This window comes from Mycobacterium sp. (genome assembly GCF_035506235.1).
Lineage (GTDB): Bacteria > Actinomycetota > Actinomycetes > Mycobacteriales > Mycobacteriaceae > Mycobacterium.
In genome coordinates this window covers 1-26,776 of sequence record NZ_DATJPU010000011.1, presented here as the reverse complement: position 1 = coordinate 26,776, position 26,776 = coordinate 1, and the positions used below count along the sequence as shown (strand labels likewise).

The following is a 26,776-nucleotide window of genomic DNA, read 5'->3' as shown; positions in this document are numbered from 1 at the left end:
CGGGCGGCGGTCGAAAGTGGCACGGCGATGGACTGGTAGGCGCTTACGCCTGCCCGGCGCGGCTCAGGTCCTTGTGACCGCGCGTACTGCCCACCCCGAAAAACCGGTACTCCTCGGGCTTGACTGATCGGGTCGCCCGCCAGTACTCCCAGGTGTAACCGCCCCACAGCACGGTGTTCTTACCGTGCTCGTCCAGATACCAGCTGCTGCAGCCGCCGCTGTTCCACACCGAGTGCGACAGCCTGCGTTGCAGCTCATCGTTGAACCGGTCCTGCGCTTCGCGGGTGGGGGCCAGCGCCTGCGCGCCCATCTTGTCGCAGGTCTCGATCGCGTCGGCGACGTAGTGGATCTGGGATTCGATCATGAACACCACGGAGTTGTGCCCGAGCCCGGTGTTGGGTCCCAGCAGGAAGAAGAGGTTGGGCACGTCGGCGACGGTGATGCCGCGATGGGCGCCGATGCCCTCGCGGTTCCAGCGGTCGACCAGGTCCTCTCCGTGGCGCCCCTTGATCTGGACGTAGGTGTAGGAGTCGGTGACGTGGAAGCCGGTGGCGTAGACGATCACGTCCACCTTGTGCTCCCGGCCGTCGGCGGTGACGATCCCGTCGGGCGTGATGCGGCTGATGCCCTCGGTGATCAGTTGGGTCCTGGGGTCCGCGACCGCACCGTAATACGTGGAGGAGTTGAGGATTCGCTTGCACCCGATGCGGTAATGCGGGGTCAGCTTGCGGCGCAGCTCGCGATCCTTCACCGAGCGCCGGATGTTGTATTTCGCGTAGGCCTCGATGACCTTCAGCGCGTTGGGACGCTTGGTCATGCCGTAGGCCAGCGCCTCCTGGGCCCAGTAGATCCCCAGCCGCGTCAGCGCGCGCAGCCCGGGGACGTTCTCCATGGCCCGACGCAGGGCCACCGGGAGGTCCGGGTTGGAGCGCGGGACCACCCACGGCGGGGTGCGCTGGTAGAGCTGCAGTTCGGAGACCTGCCCGACGATCTCGGGCACGATTTGGATCGCGCTGGCGCCGGTGCCGATGATCGCCACCCGCTTGCCGGTCAGGTCGACGCTGTGGTCCCACTCCGCGGAATGGAAAGCGGGTCCACGGAATTCGTCACGGCCCTCGATGTCGGGGAACGACGGGATGTGCAGCGCACCCGCGCCGGAGATCAGGAACTGGGCGACGTACTCGCGGCCGTCGGCGGTGAACACGTGCCACCGGTTCTCGTCGTCGTCCCAGTGGCCCCGATCCACCAGCGAATCGAACACGATGTAGCGGCGCAGCCCGTATTTGTCGGCGACTCCCTTGAGGTAGTCCCAGATCTCGGGCTGATAGGAGAACGGGTTCTTCCAGTCGGGCTTGGGCTCGAACGAAAACGAGTACAGGTGCGACGGGATGTCGCATGCGCAGCCGGGGTAGCTGTTGTCTCGCCAGGTGCCCCCGATGTCGCCGGCCTTCTCCAGGATGACGAAGTCCACACCCTGCTTTTGCAGTGCGATCCCCATACCGAGACCGGAGAAGCCGGTCCCGATGATGAGGGCGCGGGTGTGCACCGGCTCGTGCGCCTGAGTCGGCTCAACATGTGTCATGGCATCGGTCACGGTGAATCGGTCTTCCTGTTAGCTCCCGCAAATACCCAGTACCCAGGGTATCGGATGGCACGAGTGTTGACGATCGCCGGAGCGATGTCAAAGGGCCAAAGGTCCTCAGCTGGCGGCGGGGTTGCTGGGCACCACACTGTGGATCGGCTGGTCAGGGTCCATCGAGATCCCCAGCACCTCGGCGGTGCCGACGATCACCCCCATCATGATCGTCGTCAGGTGGGCGACGAATTGCTCGCGCGGCATGCGTCGCGGGCTGTCGGGGTCGGGGCCCAACCACCACTCGGTAGCCGACGCGGCCGAGCCGAACGCCGCGTGTCCGGCCAGTTCGATCGCCGCGTGATCCAGCTCCATCTCCCGCAGCTCGTTGTCGAACATGTCGGCGACGGCCAGGGTTATTCCGCGGCCCTCTTCGAGGATTTGCGGGCTCGCCGCGGAGCGGCCCTGGATGAAGACCCGCAGCACGTTGGGGTGCTTGTCGACGAGGATGACGTACTCCTCGACTGCGCGCCGGATCACCCGGCGGGCCGAGTCGGTCTTCAGGTCGATCGACGGGAAGATCGCGCCCCAGAGCATGTCGCGCAGGCGCTCCCCGATCGCCTGGAACAGGTCGGACTTGTCGTGGAAGTGCCGGTAGATCTTCGGCTTGGCGGTCCCGGCCTCCTCGGCGATCTCGCGCACGCTCAGCTCGGGACCCAGGCGGTCGATGGCGCGGAAGGCCGCCTCGACGATCTCGCCGCGCACCTTCTTGCGGTGTTCGCGCCAGCGCTCGCTGCGCGCGTCGACCTTTACCCCGGGCTTCACGCTGGGGTGCGGTCTCGAAGGCCGAGGCATTCTCACCACATCAAGCACCATACCGCGGATTACCCGCTGACCTGGGCAGACCGGACTGCCCGCATGCGGCAGGAGGGCCCATCTCGCCGCGACGATCTACAGCATGCAGGAGACGCAGCCCTCGACCTCGGTGCCCTCCAGCGCCATCTGCCGCAGCCGGATGTAGTACAGCGTCTTGATCCCCTTGCGCCAGGCGTAGATCTGCGCCTTGTTCACGTCGCGGGTGGTGGCGGTGTCCTTGAAGAACAGCGTCAGCGACAGTCCCTGGTCGACGTGCTGGGTGGCCGCGGCGTAGGTGTCGATGATCTTCTCGTAACCGATCTCGTAGGCGTCCTGGTAGTACTCCAGGTTGTCGTTGGTCATGTAGGGCGCCGGGTAGTAGACCCGCCCGATCTTGCCCTCCTTGCGGATCTCGACCTTGGACACGATGGGGTGGATCGAGCTGGTCGAGTGGTTGATGTAGGAGATCGACCCGGTCGGCGGCACCGCCTGCAGGTTCTGGTTGTAGATGCCGTGGGCTTGGACCGACTCCTTCAGCCGCTTCCAGTCGTCCTGGGTCGGGATCCGGATCTCCGCGTCGGCGAAGAGCTGACGCACCTTGTCGGTCGCGGGCTCCCAGGCCTGCTCGGTGTACTTGTCGAAGAACTCCCCCGACGCGTACTTGGACTTCTCGAAGCCCTTGAAGTGGGCGCCGCGCTCGATCGCGATGCGGTTCGAGGCCCGCAGCGCGTGGTAGAGCACCGTGTAGAAGTAGATGTTGGTGAAGTCGATGCCCTCTTCGGAGCCGTAGAAGATGCGCTCGCGGGCCAGGTAGCCGTGCAGATTCATCTGCCCCAGCCCGATCGCGTGGGCTTCGTTGTTGCCCTGCTCGATCGAGGGCACCGAGGTGATGCGCGTCTGGTCACTCACGGCGGTCAGCGCGCGGATGGCCACCTCGATCGTCTGGGCGAAGTCCGGCGAGTCCATCGTCTTGGCGATGTTCAACGACCCCAGGTTGCACGAAATGTCCTTGCCCACTTGGGCATACGACAGGTCCTCGTTGAACAGCGACGGGGTGGACACCTGCAGGATCTCCGAGCACAGGTTCGAATGCGTGATCTTGCCCTCGATGGGATTGGCCCGGTTCACCGTGTCCTCGAACATGATGTACGGATAGCCGGACTCGAACTGCAGCTCCGCCAGCGTCTGGAAGAACTCCCGCGCCTTGATCTTCGTCTTGCGGATGCGCGCGTCGTCGACCATCTCGTAGTACTTCTCGGTCACCGAGATGTCGGCGAACGGCACACCGTAGACGCGCTCGACGTCGTACGGCGAGAACAGGTACATGTCCTCGTTCTTCTTGGCCAGCTCGAAGGTGATGTCGGGGATCACCACGCCCAGGCTCAGCGTCTTGATCCGGATCTTCTCGTCGGCGTTCTCCCGCTTGGTGTCCAGGAAGCGGTAGATGTCGGGGTGGTGGGCATGCAGGTACACCGCGCCGGCGCCCTGGCGCGCCCCCAGCTGGTTGGCGTAGGAGAACGAGTCCTCGAGCAGCTTCATGATCGGGATGACGCCCGAGGACTGGTTCTCGATGTTCTTGATCGGTGCCCCGTGCTCGCGAATGTTGCTCAGCAGCAACGCAACTCCCCCGCCGCGCTTGGACAGCTGCAGGGCGGAGTTGATCGACCGCCCGATCGACTCCATGTTGTCCTCGATGCGAAGAAGAAAGCAATTGTGCACGACCGTGCCGCGAATTGTGTATGTGTGCGTGTCCTTGACGTGGAGGTTGTAGACCTTCGTTGGAACTTCCTGCGTGCGCCTCACTTCCCGGATTCCGTACACATGCCGCCCATGCACAACTTGATAAGTCACGCGCGACGACCCCTTCTGGCCGACGTAGTTGTGCAGGTTCTTGCCGACGTCGAAGATGAATTCTTCATTGGCGCCGGGCAGACCCGGAACGAACACCTGTCCCGTCACATTGCCGGCTCGATTGACGTACTGGCGGATCCGGGAGACGATCCCCATCCGACGCAGAAGAAGCTGGACCTGATCAATCAACTCCGGATTCACCAGGTCGAGCACCATGCCGCCGGTGGTGCTGCACCCGTCGCCGCGGAACAACCCGGCGAGCAGTCCACGCTGAAACTCTTCATCGGCCGTTAAGACGTCGTGGGACAACCGCTTCGAGCGATACCCTGTGCCAACCAATGAGAGGAACAGCGACGAAACAATCTTGCTGTTGCAAACCATGCGCACCGACTGGTCCGACACACTCTGGTTGACGGCGAGGTCCGCGGCGAACACTCGCTTGAATGCGGCCGCCAACTCCTGCTGATACTCGAGTTCGTGTGTGCCGATCGTGAAGTGGATGCCATTAGGCGCCCTGCCCGCAGGTCCCGATCGCTTCGAGATATGGCCTTCGGCGACGTACCAGCCGAGGATAAGTCCAAGGTCGTAGGATTCTTCAACGTAGCGATTCACTGATACGAAGCTCATGTGGTGGCGTTGCTTGTTGCGGTGCTTCCGATCAGAGTTGACTTTGCATATGAGCCCGTCGACCTCTTCGTACTCGCCCTCCCCCACATACTCCATCAGGTCGTAGACGCGCCGCGACCGTCCCTGCAATGGTGCTGCCGTCACGATGAAGTCGGTGGGACGAACGTCTTTGGCTGCCAACCAGACGAATCCGTTGAATGGGTCGGCTCCGTCACCGTCGATAAGAGTCCGCACATCGCGCGTGGTCCACACCAGGATCGGATGCTCGGGAGTGCACAGGATTGGCTCCCCGTGTCCGAAGTGTGAGATCGACACGAGGGCTTGGTCGTTGGGATTCTCGATAACGGACTCGACGAGGCAGAAGGACCCGTCGTGTGAGAGCACCCGGTCGCCTGTCTGCAGAGTCTCGATCGCCTTCGGACCGTCGGGGGTATCCACCGGAGTTCCGGCTGGAAAGCAGCTCACTGGCTCACCGCGCTGCTTCTTGCCGGAGTTCAAAAACGTCGGGGTCGCCGGTTGGAACCGGCCGTCGATGATCTCGTCGACGAGCTTCTCGGCCAGGCCGGTGTCACCGGACGCCAGGGTCAGCGCGACCATGACGACGCGGTCTTCGAAGCGCTCCAGATAGCGCTTCCCGTCGAACGTCTTCAGCGTGTAGGAGGTGTAGTACTTGAACGCGCCGAGGAACGTTGGGAACCGGAACTTTTTGGCGTAGGCGCGGTCCAGCAACTCCTTGACGAAGTTGCGTGAGTACTGGTCGAGAACCTCGCGCTCGTAATAGTTCTCGCGCATCAGGTAGTCGAGCTTCTCGTCCTGGTTGTGGAAGAAGACGGTGTTCTGGTTGACGTGCTGCAGGAAGTACTGGCGGGCCGCGAGAACGTCCTTGTCGAACTGGATCCTGCCGTCCGCGTCATACAGATTCAGCATGGCGTTCAGCGCGTGGTAGTCCGTCTCGGCGGGCAACCCATGCGCGCCGGCGGTTACAGGCTCTGCAGCGACGGTTGGTGGCACGTCTGTTCCTTCCAGAAGTCAGCGAGGCCCGCGCGGACTGCGTCCACGTCGTCCGGGGTTCCCATCAGTTCGAAGCGGTAGAGGTAGGGGACGCCGCACTTGCGGGAGATGACGTTGCCCGCGTAGGCGAATTCGGCCCCGAAGTTGTTGTTGCCCGCGGCGATGACGCCGCGGATCAATGACCGGTTGTGCTCGTCGTTCAAAAAGGCGATGACCTGTTTGGGGACATAGCCCCCGGCTGTGTTGTCCGCGAGGTCCGGTGTGGCCCGGCCGCCGCCGTAGGTCGGCACGATCAGGACGTACGGCTCGTCGACCTCGATGCGCCCGTGCAGCGGTATCCGCGTGGCGGGAACACCCAGCTTCTGCACGAAGCGGTGGGTGTTCTCCGACACGGAAGAGAAATACACCAGGTTGCGCGACTGCACCGCAACCCCCTTACCTAACGTCTGCCTACGCGCTGAGCGCCGACCCAGCGAGCGCCTTGATGCGATCGGGCCGGAAACCCGACCAGTGGTCGTTGCCCGCCACCACCACGGGGGCCTGCAGGTAACCCAGCGCCATCACGTAGTCCCGCGACTCGGCGTCCAGCGTGATGTCGACCTTCTGATAGGCGATGCCCTGCTTGTCCAAGGCCTTGAAGGTGGCGCTGCACTGCACGCATGCCGGCTTGGTGTACACGGTGATGGTCATGAATGCCGCTCCTTTGCGGAAGGTGGGGACGTGTGACGGACTGGCAACTGCTGGGGTACTGCAACAAACTCTGTCTTCGCTGTGTCGAGCGGCCCGCCAGACCCCGCATTCCCGTCGTGCGGCGGTGCGGGTCGAAGCACGTGGCTTCGACGTCTTCGAGCCGATTCGGGGGAGGTCCCCCAAGCCCGGCCAGCCTGGGGATCCTGCGGTCTGCCGGTGCTCGAAACACTACACCTAGTGGCCGACAAGTTGTCGAGATACAAGATGTTCTGAATAACAATTTTGAAATTCCCTGGTCGTAAGGCCTGGGGCCGACACACGCCCGGCGTGTCGCAAATCACATGTGTGTCGGGGATGTCCATGCGCACCGGTATATCACCGGCCACCGACAGCACCGGCGCGATCGCCATCCCGCGCCCGTTCCCGCCCGACAGCCAGCAAAGCCGCCAGCGCGAGCCGGCGGCTTCGGCCATCCGGTGATCGAAACGTTGCTGGTGGCCGGCGAGCGGCTTGTGGGCCCCGCCAAATTGCGGGATTCAACCCACTTCGGCGGCGAGCTTGCCGACGACGTCGCGCACGTTCGCCGTCAGCTCGGCGTGTTCGGCGGGCGCCTTGCCGTCCAGGGTTTTGAACGGCACCGACAGCTTGATCGCCTCGCTCACGCGAGCGCCTGCGATCCCGAACGACTTGCGGGTCTCGTCGTGCGCCCACACCCCGCCGTACTGACCGAAGGACCCCCCGACCACCGCCAGGGGCTTGCCCTTCAGCGCGCCGTCGCCGAACGGGCGGGACAGCCAGTCGATCGCGTTCTTGATCACCGCGGGGATGCTGCCGTTGTACTCCGGGGTGACCACCAGGGCGGCATCCGCGTCGGCCGCCGCGGCGCGCAGCGCGGCCACCGGGGCCAGCGGCGGGGCGTCGGCGGTCATCGCGTCGTCGATCTCCTCGTTGTAGAAGGGCAACTCGCCGAGCCCTTCGAAGATCGTGACGGTGACGTCATCCGGCGCAACGGACGCCGCCAGCTCGGCGATCTGGCGGTTGATCGACGCCGCACGCAGGCTGCCCACTAACGCCAAGACTTTGATCCCTGCCACTGTTTCGTTCCCTTCGGTCGTTGTCTACATCCTCGCACGCGCCAACCGGACTCTAGTCCGGTTTATTCCCGCGGCGTTAAAGTGCAGTGGTGAGCGCTGTCGAGCGGTGGGGGGAGCTGCCCGTGTCCGTTCCGCAAGAGCGGGGCGACGCGGCGCGCAATCGCGCCCTGTTACTCGAGGCCGCCCGCGCCCTGGTCGCCGAGCGCGGCGCCGACGCCGTCACCATGGACGACGTCGCCGCGGCGGCCGGCGTCGGCAAGGGCACGCTGTTCCGCCGGTTCGGCAGCCGCGCCGGGCTGATGATGGTGCTGCTCGACGAGGACGAACGGGCCAGTCAGCAGGCGTTTCTGTTCGGTCCCCCGCCCCTGGGCCCCGATGCGCCGCCGATGGATCGGTTGGTGGCCTTCGGCCGGGAGCGGATGCGCTTCGTCCATACCCGCCACGCGCTGCTGTCCGCCGCGAACCGCGATCCGCAGCTCCGCCACGTCGGCGCCGCCGCGGTACAACACACCCACGTGCGGGTGCTGCTGGCCTCGGCGCACACCACCGGCGACCTGGATGTCCAGACGGATGCGCTGCTGGCCCTGCTGAACCCGGATTACATCGAACACCAACTCAATGACGGCGGTCACACCCTTCAGACGTTGGGCGACGCGTGGGAGAGCCTGGCGCGCAAGCTGTGCGGGCGATGACGGGCTGGATCCTGCACGTGGACCTCGACCAGTTTCTGGCGTCGGTCGAACTGCGCCGCCACCCCGAACTGGCCGGGCTGCCGGTGGTCGTCGGGGGCAGCGGCGATCCGGCCGAACCACGCAAGGTGGTCACGTGCGCCTCCTATGAGGCCCGCGAATTCGGTGTGCACGCGGGCATGCCGTTGCGCACGGCCGCGCGCCGCTGCCCCGACGCGACCTTCCTGCCGTCGGATCCGACGACCTACGACGCCGCGTCCGACGAGGTGATGGGCCTGTTGCGCGACCTGGGGCACCCGGTCGAGGTGTGGGGCTGGGACGAGGCGTACGTGGGCGTGTCAGGCGAAGACCCCACCGAGGTCGCCGAACAGATCCGGGCGGTCATCTCGTCGGAAACCGGGCTGTCCTGCTCGGTCGGCATCAGCGACAACAAGCAGCGCGCCAAGGTCGCCACCGGCTTCGCGAAACCGGCCGGCGTCTTCGCGCTCACCGATGCGAACTGGATGACCGTGATGGCGGACCGCCCCGTGGACGCGTTGTGGGGAGTGGGCCCCAAGACGGCGAAAAAGCTTGCGGCCCTTGGCATCACCACGGTGCGGGAGCTTGCGCACGCCGACGCGGAGCTGCTGACGTCCACCTTCGGCCCGCGCACCGGCCTGTGGCTGCTGCTGCTGGCCAAGGGCGGCGGGGACACCGACGTCAGCGCCGAGCCCTGGATCCCGCGCTCCCGCAGCCACGTCGTCACTTTCCCGCGCGACCTCACCGTCCGGGCCGAAATGGACGCGGCGGTAACGGAATTGGCGCTCCACGCGCTGGACGACGTGCTGGCCGCGGGGCGGATCGTCACCCGCGTCGCCGTCACCGTGCGGACCGCCACGTTTTACACCCGCACCAAAATCCGCAAGCTGGCAACGCCTACCACCGACGCGTCGACCATCACCGACGCCGCCCTGCGCGTCCTGGACCTCTTCGAGCTGGACCGCCCGGTTCGGCTACTCGGGGTGCGACTCGAGCTGGCCATGCCGGAGTAGCGGCGGCGGGCTGGGCCCATCGCCCGCCTCTCCCCCGCAAGCGGGAGGGGCCCCCACCCCAGGCCGCTTCGCGGCCTGCATCGTCGGCGGACTGGGCCGCAGCGCGCGCGTGAAGATCACGTTGACCTGACGCATCGCCACGCTGTAGGGCCACCACGCCAGCCGCTTGAACGCGTACAGCGCGCGGATGTCCGGCGACGTGTAGATGAGGTATCGGTTCTTTGCCACCCCGTCCAAAATCTTCTGGGCCGCCCTCTCCGGCGACACGGCATGGCCGCTGAAGCGGTCCACCCAGCGGGCGACACCGGGGTCCTCGCGATCGACGCCGGCGATCTCGACGGTGTCGACCAGCGGTGTCTTCACCGCTCCCGGCACCACGACCGACACCCCGATCCGGTGCCGTGCCAGGTCGAAGCGCAGCACCTCGGACAGGCCGCGCAACCCGAACTTGCTCGCGCTGTAGGCCGCGTGCCACGGCAACGCGACCAGCCCGGCCGCCGACGACACGTTGACCAGACGGCCGCCGCGCCCGTCGGCCACCATCGGCGGGACGAACGTCTCGATGACGTGAATCGGACCCATCAGGTTGATCGCGATCATCTTGCTCCACTGCTCGTGGGTCAGCCGGTCGACGGTGCCCCACGCCGATACGCCGGCGATGTTCAGCACGACGTCCATGCTCGGATGGCCCGCGTGGATGTCGGCGGCGAACGCCGCCACCTGGCCGTAGTCGGAGACGTCGAGCGTGCGGTGCACGGGCACCTGCGCGCCGAGCGCGCGGGCGTCGGCCACGGTCAGCTCGAGACCGTCCGAGTTGCGGTCGGTCAGATAGAGTTCGGCGCCCTGGGCGGCCAGCCGCAGGGCGGTCGCGCGCCCGATGCCGCTGGCCGCACCGGTGACCAGGCACCGCTTCCCCTCGAAGTACTGCTCAGATGCCCCCGAAAGCCCCAGTGCCATGGCCGTGACCATACCGCGTCACGTCTGGCCGCCGCCCCAGAGCGAATGCAGCCACAGCTGCTCGAGCACCCGGACCCGGCGCTCCACGTCGTCCTCGGGGCCGACCAGGATGGAGTCGCCCGTGAGCATCAGCGAGGTGGTGCCCGCCAGGGTGCGCACCAGGGTGGGGATGTCGTCGCTGATCGGGTTGGCGGTGCCGGCCTTCATCTCGGCTTCGACGACGGCCGCGATCTGGCGCAGCACCACCTCGAACTGCCGCTCGAGGATGTCGCGAATCTCCATGTCGGTGTAGCGGGCCACGTTGCAGGCCGTCATCACCGGGTCGTTGTGCGCGTACATCGCCGCGGCGCTGCGGACCATCCGCTTGGCGAATTGCTCCGGCGACTCGCCCGGCTGGCGGGGGGCGAAGTACTGCGTGAGCTCTTCGAGTTCCTCGGTCGCCTCTGCCACGATCTGGGCGAGCACGGAGTACTTCGAGTCGAAGTAGAAGTAGAAACCCGATCGGGCCACGCCGGCGCGCTGGCTGATGGTGCTGACCGACAGCTCCGCGAACGGTTTTTCCTCGAGCAGCTCTCGCACCGCCTGCATGATCGCCTGCCGGTGCTTGTCGCCGCGCCGGCGCGTCGCCGGTTCGCTCGGCTCGTTGGCGGCGTGACTGCTCACCCCACGACCTTGCACCACACCGTCGGAAAAGCAAACTTGACAGCCGTCAATTTTTTACCGAAGGATAGGGAATGAGTGACCGCCGTCACCCGTCCCCTCGGCATGCACAGGAGCGCAAAGGAGCCTCAATGGCCGCCACCGTCAGCACCCCGCACTACCTGCTTGACCAGGCGAGGCGCCGGTTGACCCCTTCGTTCAACAACTTTCCCGGCATGGGGCTGGTCGAACGCAGGCTGCTGAACACGCAGTTCCCGGAGCACAAGCTCGCCGACCCGCCGCCGGGCAGCGGGCTCAAGCCGGTCCTCGGTGACGCGGGGCTGCCGGTCCTCGGGCACATCATCGAGATGTTGCGCGGCGGACCGGATTACCTGCTGTTCCTCTACCAGACCAAGGGCCCGGTCGTATTCGGCGACTCGCCCGTGCTGCCGGGCGTCGCAGCGCTGGGCCCGGACGCAGCCCAGGTCATCTACTCCAACCGCAACAAGGACTACTCGCAGCAGGGCTGGGTCCCGGTGATCGGGCCGTTCTTCCACCGCGGGCTGATGCTGCTCGACTTCGAGGAGCACATGTTCCACCGGCGCATCATGCAGGAGGCGTTCGTGCGGTCCCGGCTGGTCTCCTACGTCGAGCAGATGGACAAGGTCGTCTCGAAAACGGTCGCCAACGACTGGGTGGTCAACGACGCGCGCTTCCTTCTCTACCCGGCGATGAAGGAACTGACGCTCGACATCGCCTCGATGGTGTTCATGGGCCACGAGCCGGGCACCGACCGCGAGCTGGTGACCAAGGTGAACAAGGCCTTCGCGGTCACCACCCGCGCCGGCAACGCGATCATCCGCACTCCCGTTCCGCCGTTCACCTGGTGGCGGGGCCTCAAGGCGCGCGAACTGCTGGAGAACTACTTCCGCGAGCGGGTCAAGGAGCAACGCGGGAAGAAAGGCAACGACCTGCTGTCGGTGTTGTGCGAAACCGAGGACGAGGACGGCAACAAGTTCTCCGACGAGGACATCGTCAACCACATGATCTTTTTGATGATGGCAGCGCACGACACGTCGACGTCGACCGCGACGACGATGGTCTACCAACTGGCCGCCCACCCGGAGTGGCAGGAACGCTGCCGCGACGAATCGGACCGCCTCGGCGACGGCCCGCTCGACATCGACTCCCTCGAGAAGCTGGAGTCGCTGGACCTGGTGATGAACGAGTCGATCCGGCTGGTGACACCGGTGCAGTGGGCCATGCGTCAGACGGTGCGCGACACGGACCTGCTGGGCTACTACATCCCCAAGGGCACCAACGTCATCGCGTACCCCGGGATGAATCACCGGCTGCCGGAACTCTGGACGGACCCGTTGAAGTTCGACCCGGACCGATTCACAGAGCCGCGCAACGAGCACAAGCGACACCGCTACGCGTTCACCCCGTTCGGCGGCGGCGCGCACAAGTGCATCGGAATGGTTTTCGGGCAGCTGGAGATCAAGACGATCCTGCACCGTCTGCTGCGCAGGTATCGGCTGGAGTTGCCGCGCCCGGGATACCAGGCTGAGTGGGACTACGGCGGCATGCCGGTGCCCAAGGACGGGATGCCGATCGTCCTGCGCCCGCTGTAATTCCTGCATCCGTGTTCGTCGCCGGGCCCTGCCCGGCCACCAGCCGGTTGGCGCAGGCGATCAGCGCGCGCAGCGCGGCCTGGGTCGGATCCTCCGACCAGCCCATCGCCCATTCGGCGCGAATCCCGTTGCTGCCCTGGATGAAAGTGGCGGTGATCCCGCCCGATCGCAGCTGGTGGAACCGCAGCGTCTCCACCGTGATCCCGCGCTCGTGCAGCATCGTGGTGAGAGCGGCGATCGGCCCGCCGGCGGCGGCCGTCGAGGCGCTGAGCTCATCGCCGACAGCGATCATGGCCCGATAGTTGCGGGCTTGCGGACCGATCCGCCCCGCGGGCCGCTCGGTGTCGGTGCAGGCGAAGTGGCCCAGCCGTACCGGGCCGGCGGTGTGGCCGTAGGTGGCGAGGAAGCTTTCCCAGGAAATGGCGTCGGACTCCTCCCGCAGACCGCGGGGCAACCCGGCACCGAAGTGCTGGCCGAACCACGCGGCCGCACCGCACCCGGGTGCCGAGGCATCTGCAAGAGGCTTGAGCTTGGAAACAAGCACGGTATCGGTCTTCTCTGATCAGCAGGGGCGACCGACGGTAGTAGCTTCCGACCCACAGCGGGGGGTCGGTCTGGGATCAGACCCCGCTGCGGGTGCTGGCTACTACGGCACGCTGGACAAGACGCACGAGCGCGACGATAGACGCGGCCAGCCGGCAATGCAAATCCATTTCGCTCGGCCAAGAAAAGCGTTGCCCGACAAGCGCTTCCGCGGTCGAGAAGGGCGAACTGCCTGCCCGGACCCTGGGGCGGTGCTGGCGGCGGCCTTCGCCGTGCTCGCCGCCGGCGCCGGCTCCGCCTTCCGGCCGACACCAGCCCCTGGCGCCGGGCGCAGGGCAACGCCTGACGCCTTCGCGGCCGACCGATCTGGCGGGATTTCACCAATAACGCAATACGCCGCGGCCGCGCTGACAGCGCTAACATCTGACGGCAGCGGTGTCCGCAAATCACGGGCTTCCAGCAAACGAAAGGCGCCACCGATGAACGCGAAGAGAACTGGCAAGAAAATTCGCCCCGTCCGGGTGCTGGCCGCGGCGTTGGCCGCAATATTCGCGCTGTTGGCCGTCGGTTGCGCAGCACACAACACGGGAGGCACGCTGGTGCCGCCCCCGGTGAGCCAGCCGCCTCCGGTGAGCCAACCGCCTCTGGTGAGCCAGCCGCCTCCGAACGGATAGATGGCCTCGGCGAACGCCATTCAAGGCCAATAAACTCGCGAGAATTGCCCGATTACCCGAATCGACGCGGCCGGCGCGGCGGCGCCGATAGCATCCACAGACGGCGGACGCAGCAAACCACGCCGCGTCTGCGGCTAAATGAAAGGCACGGCCGTGAGCGCGAAAAGCAAAAGCAGGGCCCGGACGGTTGTGGCGGCGGGGCTGATCGCCGCGTTCGCGTTGACCTTGACGGGCTGCTCAGCGTCACTACGCCCGGTGCAAGTCCCCCAGGGTGGCGGGACGGGCGTCACCACCCAATAGCTCCACGCAGCACGCCCCGGCCCTGTCAGCCGTTCGGCCCAGGCGACTGGTCGAGGCGGAGATAGGCCTGGATCGTCGTCCCGGTCGACGTGGTGTGTGTACGCACCAGGTCCGATATGGCGTTGACCAGGAACAGCCCGCGACTGGCGGGGCCGCTCGGGCCGGGGTCCAGGCGCCCGACCAGCGGGTCGTCGAGTCGTCCGGTGTCGCGCGCCTCACAGACCAGATGCTCGTCCTGACGCCAGAAGGCCAGTCGGCAGGCCCCGTCGGTATACATCAAGCTGTTGGTGGCGAGTTCCGTTGCGATCAATTGCAGATCGTCGATCCCGTCCTGGGACATTCCCACCCAGCCGGCGTAGTTGACGGCGAACAACCGGGCCGGGCGGAGGTCCGCGGACTTCCTGACCATGTACGTGACGGCCCCCGGGTGCGCGGTCAGCGGCTGGTTGCAGCGTTGCAGAACGTCATGCGGCGCGTACTCGGCACTGCGCTGCAGCCCACCGCTGCGCCACAGGAAGGGGTGGGTCGCACGGGAATCCGCCAGCAGATCGTCATCGAGCAGGGTTGCGTCGTATAGGCACAACTTCGTCGCCGGATAGCCGTCGAGCGCCTCGTTGACCAGCGCCTCGTGCTCTGTGCAGGCGACAAACTCATCGTCGCTGCGCCCGGGCCAGGCGAGTTGGTTCACGATGCGCATCCGCCGATTGGGGTGTTCGTCGACGAAGGACCCCTCCACCGCCATGAACCGGCTCGGGTTGCGGCCGACCTCGGCGATGTCGAACAGGCGCAACTGGCCCGCGAGCTTCCGGCCCGAGCCGGACAAGGCATCACGCATCAAGGCCAGCTTGTCGCCGGGCACCGCCACCAGGACCGCCTCGTCGGCCGTCAGACCGTCGGCGACGAAGCGAAACACGAAATCCAGGTACTCCCGCTGCGAGCGGTAAAGAAGCGCGGAATGGATGAAACCCGAACGCCCGGTTTCAATGCCCTTCAAGCCCCCCCGCATTCCAGCGCTGTCGCTTTCGATCACTACTGCCAACCCCCTGCTGGACCGGCGCCTACGTTCCCATCCCCATACCCGATTAGGACCTTCGGTAAGCAAACGAACGGATCACACCCGCGCGGGCCGGATCCTACAGCCACCAGGAGGCCGCGGCGTTCAGATGACGACGGATGCGGTAACGGGCGAGGCTTTCGTCGCCGGCCTTGATCGCCTGCAGAATCCGCGCGTGAGCGTGCTCGACGGCGGCCACGTCAGCCCAGGTCGGCTGGGCCTGCCCGGTGCTGGACCAGTGCCGCCGAAACAGCTCGATGATGATCCGGAGGAACAAGTCGAGCAGCGCATTGCCGGCCAGCTGCGCCAGCCCGAGGTGAAACCGGACCTCGTCGGCTATGGCCTCGCGGGCCTCGCGCACCTCACCCGCGGGGGCGCCCGGCTGGGCGTCGAAAGTATTCAAGAAGGCCACCACCCCGGATTCGGTGCGCCGCTTGACGACTCTGGCGACGTTGTCGATCTCGATGGCGTCGCGCACGCTGCGCAGGTCGTCGCGGGTGGGCTTGCGGTACTGCAGGTACAGGGCGATGGTGTCGATGCTCGCCTCGGCCCGGGGCCGGGTGACGATCAGCCCACCTCCGGGTCCGCGGCGCATCTGCGCGACGGAGTGATATTCGAGCAGCCGCACCGCTTCCCGGAACACCGCGCGGCTCACCCGGTAGCGATCCAGCAGGGCGGTCTCGGTTCCGAAGACCGAACCGGCCTGCCAGCCACCGTCGGCGATCTCGTCGCCGATCGTGGCCGCCAGCATCTCGGCGCGCTTGCCGTGCGGCCCGTCGCCGTCGAGCCGCCGGCGGCGGGGCGGGCGCGGGCGGCCCCTGCCGCCGGGGTGATGCCGCTGCAGCCAAGCGGTCACCGCTTCGACGTGCCGCTCGGACAGCGACTTGGCTCGCGCCGCATCGCCGGCGGTGACGGCGGCGACGATATCGGCATGGTGCTTGTGCATGTGGTCGACCGCCTCGATCGCCTCGCTCGCCGAATCGGTCCGCGACTGTAGGGCGTATCGGGTGGTGAGCCGGATCAGGATGTCGATGAACAGTTCCAGCACCGGGCTTTTGGATTGCCCCGCCAGCGCGATGTGGAACTCGTCGCGCGGCGGCGGCAGGCCCGGCCTCCACTGCTGCTCCGCGCGTAACACCGCTCGCAGGCGCTCGATGCCGGCTTCGTCGATCCGCTCCGCCGCCAGCGAGGCCGCCAAGGGCTCGAGCACCAGGCGCGCGTTGAGCAGGTCGACCAGCGTGGTGCCCGCGTACTCGAGGTAGATCACGACGGCGCGGGTCGCGGGGCCGGCATCCGGCTCGCAGATCAGCAGCCCGCCGCCCGGCCCGCGGCGCATCCGGGCGACCTGGTGGTGTTCGACGAGGCGAACGGCCTCCCGCAGCACCGATCGGCTCACTCCGTAGCGCCGTTGCAGAGCCTGTTCCGAGCCCAGCGACTCACCGACGGTCCAGCCGCGGCGAACGATGTCCGCCTCGATGTGGCGGGCAACCTTCGAAGCCAGTTTGTTCGCCCGGCCGGTGTCGGGCTCGCGGCTCACAGCATCAATTGCGCTCTCCCACAGGGTCTCTCAACACGTAAGCAGCATGCATCCGGCGACGGGACCGCCGCCCACGGAAACCACTCCGACCTCGGGCCGTTTCGACACCTGGCGCTCCCCCGCCTCGCCGCGCAGCTGCAGGCAACCTTCGTGCAGGGCCCAGTAGCCATGCATGCGCCCGGCCGAGAGCTGGCCGCCGTAGGTGTTGAGCGGCAGCCGGCCGTCGCGGGCGATCCGAGCGCCGCCCTCGACGAACGGCCCGGCCTCGCCGTCGCCGCACACCCCGAGGGCTTCCAGCCAGGCGATGGTGAGAAACGTGAAACCGTCGTACAACTCGGCGAGCTCGAGGTCGGCGGGCGTCAACTGCGTGCGCGACCACATCTGTGCGGTCGCGTCCGACATCGCCATCTTGGGATAGTCGTCGCGGTGGAACCAGCCACCGGCACCGTCGGATCCGCCGATCGCCTCCACCGCCACCGCCCGGTGCGGGCAGTCGCGGGCGTACTCCGCGTGCGACACCACCACCGCGATCGAGCCGTCGATCGGGACATCGCAGTCCAGCAGCCCGAACGGCGTCGATACCGGGCGCGCGCCCAGGTAGTCGGCCATGGTCATCGGTTCGCGGTACACCGCAAGGGGATTCAGCGCGGCGTTGCGTCTGCCGTTGAGCGCCAGCCAGCCGAGCTGTTCCTTGGTGGTTCCGTACAGCTCCATGTGGCGACGACAGTTCAGCGCCAGCCAGTTCGCCGCCGAATAGGCATGGGCCGCAACCAGATCGTTGACGTCGTCCATCGCGCCGACGGCCGGGCGTGGCGCGCCCTCGGGTGTGGAGAACATGCGCGCCAGCGGCTGGGCGGGCGCATTCTCCTGCCGTTTGACCGGCACTGTGCCGCCCAGCATCTGGATCGTCCGGTAGACGACGACGTGGCGGGCGCGTCGCTCGGCGACCGCGCGGCACGCCGACATCACCGGGCTCAGCAGGCCGCCGGTGCCGAAGCCGGCCCCGCAGTCGGCCGCCTCGATCCGCAGTTCGGCGTTGACGTCCGAGGCCGGCGTGTCGCCGAGGGTCGCGATCCCGTCGACGTCCGCGGGTGCCAGGCCGGCATCCTCGATGGCGGCGCGCACCGCCTCCATGGTCAGCTCCAGGCCGGGAATGCCGGTGCGGCGGCCGATTCGCGAGATGCCGATGCCGGACAAGATCGCATCCTTTTCGAAATACGTCATATGCACCGCCCGTCCCCACGAACCGCCATCCGCGCCGAATCAATAGAGTGTACTGTATTGGGCGTGTCAGGCGAGCCGACCTCTCAGCTGCTCATCGAGCGCTGCGACGCTTGCGCGCGCTGGGTGCATCCGGCGACCGGCCAGTGCCGCGACTGCGGCGGCCCGCTGGTGGCGCGGCCGGTGTCCGGGCGCGGCACGGTGTTCACCTACACGGTGAACTATCACCCGTACAACCCGGACATCCCGACCCCCTACGTGATCGCCATCGTCGAACTCGTCGAGCAGCGCGGGCTGCGGGTGGCCGCGAATATCGTTGGCTGTGAACCGGACTCGGTGACGTGCGGGATGCCCGTCGATATCCGGCCGGAGAAGGGCAGCGGCGGCGCGCCCCAATTCGCGCCAGCCTCCTAGGCCGAGGAGACGCAAAAGCCCCCTCTTCCGGCATGAAATGGGGGCTTTTGCGTCTGTTCGCGGGAGAACCGGACTAGTTGATCAGCGGGTCGCGCGGCATGCCGAGGATCCGTTCGGCGATCTGATTGCGGGTGACCTCCGAGGTGCCACCGGCGATCGACATGCCGCGGGCGCCCATGATCATGCGACTCGCCAGCGCGCCCTGCCCGTCGCCAAGCGCGACCTCGGGCCCCAGCAAAGCCGCCGAGATCGCGGCCCCGTCCACCATGTGCTCGGCCAGCTTGAGTTTGGTGACGTTGCCCTCCGGTCCCGGGCCCGCGCCTTCGACACTGCGGGCCACGCGGCGCAGGTTCAGTAGCCGCAGCGCGTGATCATCGGCCAGGTAGTTTCCCACGCGAACCTTGGCTCCCGCCAACTGATCCGGCCGCTGCGTGGCGAGTCCGATCAGCATGTCCGCCAGGCCCTCGTAGAACGACCCGCTGCCGCCGATGCTGACGCGTTCGTTGCCGAGCGTGGCACGAGCGACCGTCCATCCGGTGTTCGGCTCGCCGACGACGTCCTCGTCGGGAACGAACAGGTCGTTGAAGAACACCTCGTTGAAATCCGAGCCCCCGGTGATCTGTCGCAGCGGCCGCACCTCGACCTCGGGCGCCTTCATGTCGACGATCACCGTGGTGATGCCGGCATGCTTGGGTGCCTCCGGGTCGGTGCGCACGGTGGCCAGACCCCGCGCGCAATAGTGCGCCCCGCTGGTCCACACCTTTTGCCCGTTGATCTTCCAGCCGCCGTCGACCCGGGTGGCGCGGGTCTTGATCGACGCCGCGTCCGATCCGGCATCCGGCTCGGAGAACAGCTGACACCAGACCTCGTCCTTGCGCAGCGCCTTCTCCACGAATCTTTCGATCTGCCAAGGCGTTCCATGCTGGATCAGCGTCAGGATCACCCATCCGGTGATCCCGTAGTCGGGCCGCTTGATGCCCGCGGCGCGGAACTCTTCCTCGATCACCAGCTGCTCCACCGCGTCGGCCCCGCGGCCCCATGGCTTGGGCCAGTGCGGCATCCCGTAGCCGGTCTCGATCAGCTTGTCGCGCTGAGCCTGCTTGTCCAGGTCGGCGATCTCGGCGGCGTCGGCGTGGATCCGGGTGCGCAGCTCTTCGGCCTCGGCCGGCAGGTCCAGGCTGTTCTCGCGCACGGCACCGGCCGCGGTGCGCTCGAAGGCATCGGCGGCCGGGGCATCCCCGCCGAACAGCGCCGTGGTCACCAGCGCCCGGCGCAGGTGCAGATGCGCGTCGTGCTCCCAGGTGAAGCCGATACCGCCGTGCACCTGAATGTTGAGTTCGGCATTGCGCGCATACGCGGGGAAGGCCAGCGCGGCGGCCACCGCGGCGACCAGTCGGAATTGCTGCTCGTCCTCCCCCGCCGCGCGCGAGGCGTCCCACACCGCGGCGGTCGCCGACTCAGAAGCCACCAGCATGTTGGCGCAATGATGCTTCACCGCTTGGAAAGTCGCGATGGTGCGGCCGAACTGCTGACGCACCTTGGCGTAGGCGACAGCGGCCTCCACACAGTCGGACGCCCCGCCCACCGCCTCGGCGGCCAGCAGCGTGCGCGCGCGGGCCAGCGCCGATCCCCGCGCCCCCGGCACGAGGTCGTCCGGACCGATGCTCACGTTGTCCAGGCGGACGCGTCCGGAGCGCCGGGTCGGGTCGAGGTTGTCGGGGACGTCGACCGAGACACCCGACCGGCCGCGTTCCAGCAGCAGCAGGTCCTCACCGGCGGCGATCACCAGCAGCTCGGCGAGTCCGGCGCCCAGCACGATCCCGGCCCCGCCATCGGCCGCACCGTCCGTGACCCGCACCTGGCCGGCCAGGCCGATCCCCGCGGTGACGGTGCCGTCGATCAGCCCGGGCAGCAATCGCGACTTCTGCTCGGGCGTGCCGTCTTTGGCGATCACCGCCGAGGCGATCACGGTGGGCACGAACGGCCCGGGCGCCACCGCGCGGCCGAGTTCCTCGACGACCACGACGAGTTCGGGCAACCCGTAGCCCGAGCCACCGTGTTCTTCGTCGACGTGCAACCCGAGCCAGCCGAGCTCCACCAGGTCGTGCCAGAACGGGGGCCGGGACTCGTCGGCCGCGTCGAGCAGGGATCGGGCCGCCCAGCGCGCCTTCTGTGCGGTCAGGAACGCGCGGGCCACGTCGGCGAGTTCGCGATGGTCGTCGGTCAGTGCGATACCCATGAGGGCCTCCTCGCGCCGCTGCCTGGGGGGTGACTGCCTGCCCCGCTCCGAGGGGGAGCGGGGCGGCTGTCTAAAGAGTGTACTTATTCCCCGAGCGGGTCTGGGCGGGGGTGGCTACTTCGGCGCGAAGCGCTGGCCGGCGTCCAGCCGCAGGCACTGGCCGTTGAGCATCGGGTTGTCCACGATGGCCGCCACCAGCTTCGCGTATTCCTCGGGCCGGCCCAGGCGTTTCGGAAAGGCCGCGTCCTTGGTGAGCGCCGCGGCGAATTCGTCCGGTATGCCCTGGGTCAACCCGGTGGCGAACAGGCTGGGCGCGATCGCCAGCACACGGATGCCCAGCGAACCGAGGTCACGCGCCATGGTCAGGCACATGCCCGCGATGCCCGCTTTGGCGGCGGTGTAGGCGACCTGGCCGATCTGACCCTCGAAGGCCGCGATCGACGCCGTGTTGATGATGACGCCGCGCTCTTCGTCCTCGGGTTCGTTGTTGGCCATGTGGGCGGCCGCCAGCCGGCTGATGTTGAACGTGGCGACGAGGTTGAGATCGATGACGGATTGGAAGGACTCCAGGTCGTGCGGACCGGACTTGGTCATCGTCCGCTTGGCGATGCCGCCGCCGGCGGTCGTCACGATGACGTGCAGGCCGCCGAGCTTGTCGACCGCGGCCTGCAGCGCCTCCTCGGTGCCGGTGAAGTCGGTGACGTCGACCGCGTAGAACGAACCACCGATGGCCTCGGCGACGGTCTTGCCGTCGGAGCCCTCGCGGTCGAGGATGGCGACGTCCGCGCCGCGTTCGTGCAGCAGTTCGGCGCTCGCGCGGCCCATCCCCGACGCGCCGCCGACGACGACGACCTTCTTCCCGTTGATCTCCATCCGAGCCTCCCTTTCAGGCTTGTCAGAATGCATGAAATTTGTAACGTTTCCTACGCACGCTAGCGTGTCCGCCCGGCGGGGTTGTCGGGGAGCCATGCCAAGCTGAACGGCGTGCTCCTCCTCGACGTAGCCAGCACATCGCTTGATGTCGGCGGCACGTCGTCGCGGCTGACCAAGGTCGCCCACATCGCCGACCTGCTGCGCCGCGCCGCCGCCGATCCGCAGGCGGTGGCGATCATCGTGTCCTGGCTCTCGGGTGAGCTGCGCCAACGCCAGATCGGCGTCGGCTGGGCGTCGCTGCGCGACCGGCCGGCGCCGGCGTCCCACCCGGCGCTGACCGTCACCGGAGTCGACGCCACCTTCTCGGAGATCGGGGCGGGGGCGGGCAAGGGGTCGCAGGCGCGGCGGGCCGAACTCCTCGACACGTTGTTCGGCGCGGCGACCGAAACCGAGCAGGCCTTCCTGCTGCGGCTGCTCGGCAGCGAGCTGCGGCAGGGGGCGCTGGCCGGGATCATGGCCGACGCCGTCGCCAAGGCAGCCGGACTCCCAATCGCGTCGGTGCGGCGCGCCGCGATGCTGGGCGGGGATTTGCCGGCCGTCGCGGCGGCCGCCCTGTCCGGCCCAGCCGCGGCACTGGACGCCTTCACCCTGCGGGTGGGCCGGCCGGTCAGCCCGATGCTGGCCCAGACCGCGACCGGCGTGGCCGATGCGATCGAACGCCACGACGGCACAACGATTTTCGAGGCGAAGCTGGATGGCGCGCGGGTGCAAATTCACCGCGCCGGTGATCAGGTCACGGTGTACACCCGCAGCCTCGACGACGTCACGGCCCGGCTCCCGGAGGTCGTCGAGGCGACCCTGGCGCTGCCGGCCACCGACCTGATCGCCGACGCCGAGGCGATCGCGCTGCGGCCCGACAACCGGCCGCACCGCTTCCAGGTCACCGCGTCGCGATTCGGCCGATCCGTCGATGTGGCGGCCGCGGTTGCCGCACAGCGGCTTTCGGTGTTCTTCTTCGACATCCTGCACCGCGACGGCGCCGACCTGCTGGACGCGCCGACCACCGACCGGCTGGCCGTCCTGGACGCGCTGGTGCCGCCGGCGCAGCGGGTCGACCGGCTGATGACGTCGGATCCGTTCCAGGCCGCCGGGTTCCTGGACGCCACGCTCGCCGCCGGCCACGAGGGGGTGATGGCCAACGCGCCGGGCGCGCCCTATCTAGCGGGCCGGCGCGGCGCGGGCTGGCTCAAGGTCAAGCCGGTGCACACGCTGGATCTGGTGGTGCTCGCGGTGGAGCGGGGGTCGGGGCGCCGCCGCGGCAAGCTGTCCAACATCCACCTGGGCGCGCAGGACCCGGCCACCGGCGAATTCGTCATGGTGGGAAAGACTTTCAAGGGCATGACCGACGCCATGCTGGACTGGCAGACCGCCCGGTTCAGCGAGCTCGCGATCGGCACCACAGACGGATACGTGGTCCGGTTGCGTCCCGAGCAGGTCGTCGAGATCGCCCTGGACGGCGTGCAGAAGTCGTCGCGGTACCCCGGCGGACTGGCCCTGCGGTTCGCCCGGGTGGTGCGCTACCGCGACGACAAGGGGCCGGCCGAGGCCGACACCATCGAAGCGGTGCGGGCGCTGTATTAAAACACCCTCGCAAACACCCATTGTCAGCTTTGCGCGCGTAGGGTTTCCGCCGTGGCAGTCAAAGAGCGCGACAGAGACGTCAGCTTTATCCGCACCCATCAACACCTGCCGCCCGTCGCGATCATCGACCGGTCCCCCATCACCACCCGGCACAAAGTCGTCTTCGGGGCGATCGCGGTGATCGGCGCCGTCGCCTGGGCGATCATCGCGTTCGCTCGCGGCGAGACCGTGAACGCCGTCTGGTTCGTGGTCGCGGCGATCTGCACGTACATCATCGCCTACCGGTTCTATGCCCGGCTGGTCGAGATGAAGATCGTCCGGCCGCGCGACGACCACGCCAGCCCGGCCGAAGTCCTCGACGACGGCACCGACTACGTGCCTACCGACCGGCGGGTGCTGTTCGGCCATCATTTCGCCGCCATCGCCGGGGCCGGACCGCTGGTCGGTCCGGTGCTGGCCACGCAGATGGGCTACCTGCCGGGCGCCATCTGGATCGTCATCGGCGCGGTGTTCGGCGGCTGCGTGCAGGACTACCTGGTGCTGTGGATCTCCACCCGGCGCCGGGGCCGTTCGCTCGGCCAGATGGCCCGCGACGAACTTGGCGCCACGGGCGGGGCAGGTGCCCTCCTCGGGTCCCTCGTCATCATGGTGATCCTGATCGCGGTGCTGGCACTGATCGTGGTGAAGGCGCTGGCCGAAAGCCCATGGGGTGTCTTCTCCATCGCCATGACCATTCCCATCGCCCTGTTCATGGGCTGCTACCTGCGGTTCCTGCGCCGCGGACGGGTGTCGGAAGTATCGGTCATCGGCTTCGCACTGCTCCTGCTCGCCGTGGCGTCCGGCAACTGGGTCGCCGAAACATCTTGGGGCGCAACATGGTTCACTTTGTCCCCCGTGGCGCTGTGCTGGTGTCTCATCGTCTATGGTTTCGCCGCGTCGGTGCTGCCGGTGTGGTTGCTGCTTGCGCCCCGCGATTATCTCTCGACGTTCATGAAGGTCGGCGCCGTCGCGCTGATCGCGGTCGGCGTCTTCCTCGCGCGGCCGGAAATGCAAGCTCCCGCGGTCTCGCAGTTCGCCACGAGGGGGAACGGTCCGGTGTTCGCGGGTTCGCTGTTCCCGTTCCTGTTCATCACCATCGCGTGCGGCGCCCTGTCCGGATTCCACTCGCTGATCTCGTCGGGGACGACGCCGAAGCTGCTGGAGAAGGAAGGGCAGATGCGGCTGATCGGCTACGGCGGCATGATCACCGAGTCGTTCGTCGCCGTCATGGCGCTGATCACCGCGTCGATCATCAACCAGCACTTGTACTTCGCCGTCAACGCGCCGGCCGCCCAGACCGGCGGCACGGCCGCCACCGCCGCGGACTACGTCAACAGGCTCGGCCTGTCCGGCGCGCCGGCCACCGCCGATCAGATCGGCCAGGCCGCCCGCAGCGTCGGCGAGAAGTCCATCGTGTCGCGGACAGGCGGAGCACCGACGCTGGCGTTAGGGATGTCCGAGGTACTGCAGCGGGTGTTCGGCGGCACCGGGCTCAAGGCGTTCTGGTACCACTTCGCGATCATGTTCGAGGCGCTGTTCATCCTGACCACGGTCGACGCCGGCACCCGGGTCAACCGTTTCATGCTCTCGGACACGCTGGGCAACTTCGGCGGCCCGCTGGCCAAGCTGCGGAACCCGAGCTGGCGCCCCGGCGTGTGGGCCTGCAGCGTGGCCGTGGTCGCCGCGTGGGGCGGTACCCTGCTGATGGGTGTGACCGATCCGCTGGGCGGCATCAACACGCTGTTCCCGCTCTTCGGCATCGCGAACCAGCTGCTCGCGGCGATCGCGCTGACCGTCGTCACGGTGGTGGTCATCAAGAAGGGCCTGCTTAGGTGGGCCTGGATCCCCGGCGTGCCGCTGCTGTGGGACCTGGCCGTCACGTTGACCGCGTCGTGGCAGAAGATCTTCTCCGGGGACCCCGCGGTCGGCTACTGGACCCAGCACTCGCAGTACTCAGCGGCGAGACACGCGGGCAAGACGGCGTTCGGTTCGGCCAAAAACGCCCACCAGCTCGATGACGTCATCAGGAACACATTCATCCAGGGCAGCCTGTCGATTCTCTTCGCGCTGGTCGTCGTCATCGTGTTCGTGGCCGGAGTTGTGGTCGCGCTGAAGGCGATTCGCGGCGGCGGCAGGCCGCTGACCGAGGAAGAGCCGGTGCCCTCGAAACGGTTCGCGCCGTCCGGTCTGATTCCCACCGCCCCGGAGCGGGAGCTGCAAAGACAATGGGACTCCGCACCCGCCCCTGCTCCCTGACCGGTTGGTTCCGGTCTCATACGGCATCGCGCTTACCGCAGGGCTGCACAATCCATTGGCGCGCGTCATCGGCTTCCGCCTCGGAAAACGTGCGGTATCGCCCGGGCCACAGGAAACCAAAAAGCTCGCTGAATTTGGCCATTTGTTTCACCCATTCCACGTCACTGACGATGGCGCAGCGATCCCAGTCGAAGTAATGGCCGATCCCGAACTTGGAATCCGCCCAGATCGCGCCGGGACCGAAACTGACGAAGTCGGACGCGATCTCGAGATAAATGCCCACCCTTTCGTGCCGGCTGAGTTTGTCCTCGAAGTCTGGTACGAGCACCGTGTCGTAATCGGCCTTGGTCACATGCCCGTGGAAAGCGAACGCGGCGACGTCGTCGGGGAAATCGTTGAGCATCTCGATCACGAGGCCATCGTCTCCGCGCCGAGCGTCGCGGCCTAGGGGCCAAAGTCATCGGTGCCCGCCGCCTGCCCCTGCCACCCGCGGTTTGGGGTAGTCGACTACGCATGCCATGGGGGGATCGTCGACCCTACGGTGAGTGCACCAAGCGCCACGTCGGAAAAGAGGTAGACGATGTTGGTATCACCAACGGGACTCGCGAACAAAACCAATCCCATCGACGAGCCCATCAATCAACCGCCCCCGGCGCCCGCATCGGTTGAGGTGTCATCCGCCGAGGTCCTGATCAGCACACAGCAGGTGGTTTTCAGCACCGCAACCGCCCTGGGGGTGGTGCGCCGCAGGAGCATCGGCGCCCGGCTGGTCGCCATCGCGCGGCGTGTGCTCACGACCGCAACGGATGAATCAGCTCCGCAGCCAAGGTATTCCCCGAAGCGGTACGGATTCCTCGAGGACGCCCTTATGGCGCGCGAAATGCACAGATTATGAGTGTTGTCCTGGCATTCGCGTCCGCGGTGCTGATGGTGATGATCGCGAAAGGGATCTACGGCCTGCAGTGGTGGCTCGAGCGTAGCGACTACAACCGTCATTTCGAGGACTGACCGCCCACGCCCGCACCGACAAGGGCGGCACGCCAAGTAAAGAGTGGTGTCCAAGACGGTGGCGCGGTCCTAGAATTTTGCGGAATGAGGGTCGGCATCGACTTTGGCACCACCCACACCGTCGTCGCGGCCGTCGACCGCGGCAACTATCCGGTCGTCTCGTTCGACGGGGTGGACGCCTGGCCTTCGATCGTCGCGGCCAACGCCGACGGAGAGTTGCGATTCGGGGTGGACGCGGCTGCCGTCCGCCAAGAACCGGGTTGGTCGGTGCTGCGGTCGTTCAAACGCCTGCTCAACGAGGCCGGGCCGCAGACCGTGGTCAGCCT

19 protein-coding genes and 6 pseudogenes are annotated in these 26,776 nt (G+C 67.2%); 7 read left to right on the top strand and 18 right to left on the bottom strand.

Features of this window, described 5'->3' with window-relative positions:
- Nucleotides 1–43: 43 nt before the first annotated feature.
- From VMD50_RS01580 to VMD50_RS01545, 8 genes and pseudogenes are all read right to left on the bottom strand, one after another.
- The gene (locus VMD50_RS01580; protein WP_325424174.1) at nt 44–1,582 is read right to left on the bottom strand and encodes a flavin-containing monooxygenase; all 1,539 of its coding nucleotides are present in this window, start codon (nt 1,580–1,582) and stop codon (nt 44–46) included.
- Between the two features lie 117 nt (nt 1,583–1,699).
- The gene (locus VMD50_RS01575) at nt 1,700–2,428 is read right to left on the bottom strand and encodes a TetR/AcrR family transcriptional regulator (protein WP_414685971.1); all 729 of its coding nucleotides are present in this window, start codon (nt 2,426–2,428) and stop codon (nt 1,700–1,702) included.
- Between the two features lie 96 nt (nt 2,429–2,524).
- Nucleotides 2,525–4,141, bottom strand: a pseudogene (gene nrdE, locus VMD50_RS01570) (class 1b ribonucleoside-diphosphate reductase subunit alpha); the annotation flags it as partial.
- Between the two features lie 24 nt (nt 4,142–4,165).
- Nucleotides 4,166–5,371: pseudogene (locus VMD50_RS01565) on the bottom strand (LAGLIDADG family homing endonuclease); the annotation flags it as partial.
- A pseudogene (locus tag VMD50_RS01560) lies at nt 5,360–5,917 on the bottom strand (ribonucleotide reductase N-terminal alpha domain-containing protein); the annotation flags it as partial. The pseudogenes VMD50_RS01560 and VMD50_RS01565, both read right to left, overlap by 12 nt.
- Nucleotides 5,887–6,342: a class Ib ribonucleoside-diphosphate reductase assembly flavoprotein NrdI gene (nrdI, locus tag VMD50_RS01555; RefSeq protein ID WP_414685970.1), complete on the bottom strand. Its 456-nt coding sequence runs from the start codon at nt 6,340–6,342 to the stop codon at nt 5,887–5,889. The gene nrdI and the pseudogene VMD50_RS01560, both read right to left, overlap by 31 nt.
- A 25-nt stretch (nt 6,343–6,367) precedes the next feature.
- A complete protein-coding gene (locus tag VMD50_RS01550) occupies nt 6,368–6,607 on the bottom strand; it encodes a redoxin NrdH (RefSeq protein ID WP_325424170.1) in 240 nt (79 codons plus the stop codon).
- Nucleotides 6,608–7,143: 536 nt separating this feature from the next.
- Nucleotides 7,144–7,701 carry an NAD(P)H-dependent oxidoreductase gene (locus tag VMD50_RS01545; protein ID WP_325424169.1) on the bottom strand — a complete coding sequence of 186 codons (558 nt, stop codon included), beginning with the start codon at nt 7,699–7,701 and terminating at the stop codon, nt 7,144–7,146.
- A gap of 89 nt (nt 7,702–7,790) precedes the next feature.
- Between VMD50_RS01545 and VMD50_RS01540 the strand changes: the two genes are divergently transcribed.
- Nucleotides 7,791–8,393, top strand: coding sequence for a TetR/AcrR family transcriptional regulator (locus tag VMD50_RS01540; RefSeq protein WP_325424167.1), 603 nt, complete (start codon nt 7,791–7,793; stop codon nt 8,391–8,393).
- The gene (locus VMD50_RS01535; protein ID WP_325424165.1) at nt 8,390–9,421 is read left to right on the top strand and encodes a DNA polymerase IV; all 1,032 of its coding nucleotides are present in this window, start codon (nt 8,390–8,392) and stop codon (nt 9,419–9,421) included. The genes VMD50_RS01540 and VMD50_RS01535 overlap by 4 nt, the downstream gene beginning before the upstream one ends.
- A gap of 87 nt (nt 9,422–9,508) precedes the next feature.
- Here VMD50_RS01535 and VMD50_RS01530 read toward each other — a convergent pair.
- Both VMD50_RS01530 and VMD50_RS01525 read right to left on the bottom strand, forming a co-directional pair.
- Nucleotides 9,509–10,378, bottom strand: a pseudogene (locus tag VMD50_RS01530) (SDR family oxidoreductase); the annotation flags it as partial.
- 18 nt (nt 10,379–10,396) lie between these two features.
- Nucleotides 10,397–11,041 (bottom strand): TetR/AcrR family transcriptional regulator, encoded by a 645-nt coding sequence (locus tag VMD50_RS01525; RefSeq protein ID WP_325424161.1) that lies wholly within the window; start codon nt 11,039–11,041, stop codon nt 10,397–10,399.
- A gap of 128 nt (nt 11,042–11,169) precedes the next feature.
- Between VMD50_RS01525 and VMD50_RS01520 the strand changes: the two genes are divergently transcribed.
- Nucleotides 11,170–12,651 carry a cytochrome P450 gene (locus tag VMD50_RS01520; protein ID WP_325424159.1) on the top strand — a complete coding sequence of 494 codons (1,482 nt, stop codon included), beginning with the start codon at nt 11,170–11,172 and terminating at the stop codon, nt 12,649–12,651.
- Nucleotides 12,652–12,685: 34 nt separating this feature from the next.
- Here the strand turns inward: VMD50_RS01520 and VMD50_RS01515 are convergent.
- The 4 genes and pseudogenes from VMD50_RS01515 to VMD50_RS01500 form a co-directional block, all read right to left on the bottom strand.
- Nucleotides 12,686–13,195: pseudogene (locus VMD50_RS01515) on the bottom strand (homocitrate synthase); the annotation flags it as partial.
- A gap of 998 nt (nt 13,196–14,193) precedes the next feature.
- A complete protein-coding gene (locus VMD50_RS01510) occupies nt 14,194–15,198 on the bottom strand; it encodes a sensor histidine kinase (protein WP_325424157.1) in 1,005 nt (334 codons plus the stop codon).
- A gap of 103 nt (nt 15,199–15,301) precedes the next feature.
- Nucleotides 15,302–16,759: a FadR/GntR family transcriptional regulator gene (locus VMD50_RS01505; protein WP_325424155.1), complete on the bottom strand. Its 1,458-nt coding sequence runs from the start codon at nt 16,757–16,759 to the stop codon at nt 15,302–15,304.
- Nucleotides 16,760–16,789: 30 nt separating this feature from the next.
- Nucleotides 16,790–17,983 (bottom strand): thiolase family protein, encoded by a 1,194-nt coding sequence (locus VMD50_RS01500; RefSeq protein WP_325424153.1) that lies wholly within the window; start codon nt 17,981–17,983, stop codon nt 16,790–16,792.
- 63 nt (nt 17,984–18,046) lie between these two features.
- Here VMD50_RS01500 and VMD50_RS01495 point away from each other — a divergent pair, with 63 nt between their 5' ends.
- Nucleotides 18,047–18,394, top strand: coding sequence for a Zn-ribbon domain-containing OB-fold protein (locus VMD50_RS01495; RefSeq protein ID WP_325424151.1), 348 nt, complete (start codon nt 18,047–18,049; stop codon nt 18,392–18,394).
- A 73-nt stretch (nt 18,395–18,467) separates the two neighbouring features.
- On the opposite strand, the gene VMD50_RS01490 is transcribed toward VMD50_RS01495, so the two are convergent.
- Complete coding sequence (locus VMD50_RS01490) at nt 18,468–20,633, bottom strand: acyl-CoA dehydrogenase family protein (protein WP_325424149.1); 2,166 nt, start codon at nt 20,631–20,633, stop codon at nt 18,468–18,470.
- Between the two features lie 114 nt (nt 20,634–20,747).
- Nucleotides 20,748–21,506 carry an SDR family NAD(P)-dependent oxidoreductase gene (locus VMD50_RS01485; protein WP_325424147.1) on the bottom strand — a complete coding sequence of 253 codons (759 nt, stop codon included), beginning with the start codon at nt 21,504–21,506 and terminating at the stop codon, nt 20,748–20,750.
- 111 nt (nt 21,507–21,617) lie between these two features.
- On the opposite strand from VMD50_RS01485, the gene VMD50_RS01480 reads away from it, so the two are divergent.
- Nucleotides 21,618–23,147: an ATP-dependent DNA ligase gene (locus tag VMD50_RS01480; protein WP_325424145.1), complete on the top strand. Its 1,530-nt coding sequence runs from the start codon at nt 21,618–21,620 to the stop codon at nt 23,145–23,147.
- Between the two features lie 51 nt (nt 23,148–23,198).
- Nucleotides 23,199–25,442, top strand: a complete 2,244-nt coding sequence (locus tag VMD50_RS01475) for a carbon starvation CstA family protein (protein WP_325424143.1) — start codon at nt 23,199–23,201, stop codon at nt 25,440–25,442.
- A gap of 16 nt (nt 25,443–25,458) precedes the next feature.
- Here the strand turns inward: VMD50_RS01475 and VMD50_RS01470 are convergent, their stop codons facing one another.
- Both VMD50_RS01470 and VMD50_RS01465 read right to left on the bottom strand, forming a co-directional pair.
- Nucleotides 25,459–25,845 (bottom strand): SpoIIAA family protein, encoded by a 387-nt coding sequence (locus VMD50_RS01470; protein ID WP_325424198.1) that lies wholly within the window; start codon nt 25,843–25,845, stop codon nt 25,459–25,461.
- Nucleotides 25,846–26,081: 236 nt separating this feature from the next.
- Complete coding sequence (locus VMD50_RS01465) at nt 26,082–26,237, bottom strand: hypothetical protein (protein WP_325424141.1); 156 nt, start codon at nt 26,235–26,237, stop codon at nt 26,082–26,084.
- Nucleotides 26,238–26,534: 297 nt separating this feature from the next.
- On the opposite strand from VMD50_RS01465, the pseudogene VMD50_RS01460 reads away from it, so the two are divergent.
- Nucleotides 26,535–26,776 (top strand): annotated as a pseudogene (locus tag VMD50_RS01460) (Hsp70 family protein); the annotation flags it as partial.

Coding starts and splice junctions, on each gene's coding strand:
- VMD50_RS01580 (WP_325424174.1), bottom strand. CDS start 1,582: ATGACACATGTTGAGCCGACTCAGGCGCACGAGCCGGTGCACACCCGC.
- VMD50_RS01575 (WP_414685971.1), bottom strand. CDS start 2,428: ATGCCTCGGCCTTCGAGACCGCACCCCAGCGTGAAGCCCGGGGTAAAG.
- VMD50_RS01550 (WP_325424170.1), bottom strand. CDS start 6,607: ATGACCATCACCGTGTACACCAAGCCGGCATGCGTGCAGTGCAGCGCC.
- VMD50_RS01535 (WP_325424165.1), top strand. CDS start 8,390: ATGACGGGCTGGATCCTGCACGTGGACCTCGACCAGTTTCTGGCGTCG.
- VMD50_RS01520 (WP_325424159.1), top strand. CDS start 11,170: ATGGCCGCCACCGTCAGCACCCCGCACTACCTGCTTGACCAGGCGAGG.
- VMD50_RS01500 (WP_325424153.1), bottom strand. CDS start 17,983: ATGACGTATTTCGAAAAGGATGCGATCTTGTCCGGCATCGGCATCTCG.
- VMD50_RS01490 (WP_325424149.1), bottom strand. CDS start 20,633: ATGGGTATCGCACTGACCGACGACCATCGCGAACTCGCCGACGTGGCC.
- VMD50_RS01485 (WP_325424147.1), bottom strand. CDS start 21,506: ATGGAGATCAACGGGAAGAAGGTCGTCGTCGTCGGCGGCGCGTCGGGG.
- VMD50_RS01470 (WP_325424198.1), bottom strand. CDS start 25,845: ATGCTCAACGATTTCCCCGACGACGTCGCCGCGTTCGCTTTCCACGGG.